General features: G+C 60.1%; 1 rRNA gene. It reads right to left on the bottom strand.

The window, feature by feature from the left end:
• Window positions 1-2 precede the first annotated feature (2 nt).
• A 5S ribosomal RNA gene (rrf, locus tag H5J30_RS35840) occupies window positions 3-119 on the bottom strand.
• Window positions 120-203 lie beyond the last annotated feature (84 nt).

The raw sequence follows: 203 nt of genomic DNA, 5'->3' as shown, positions 1-203 counted from the left end.
TTGTTCGGCGGTGACCTACTCTCCCACACGGTCCCCCATGCAGTACCATCGGCGCGGACGGGCTTAGCTTCCGGGTTCGGAATGAGACCGGGCGTTTCCCCAACGCTATGACCACCGAAACACTATGAAACTATCCCCCACACCCCACACCCGGGAGACAGTTCACCGGTGTGTGGTGCAGGCGGGTTGTTGTTTCAGAACCC

Source organism: Streptomyces phytophilus, from assembly GCF_013870535.1.
In the GTDB taxonomy this organism is placed as follows: domain Bacteria; phylum Actinomycetota; class Actinomycetes; order Streptomycetales; family Streptomycetaceae; genus Streptomyces; species Streptomyces phytophilus.
This window is presented reverse-complemented; position numbering and strand designations above follow the sequence as displayed.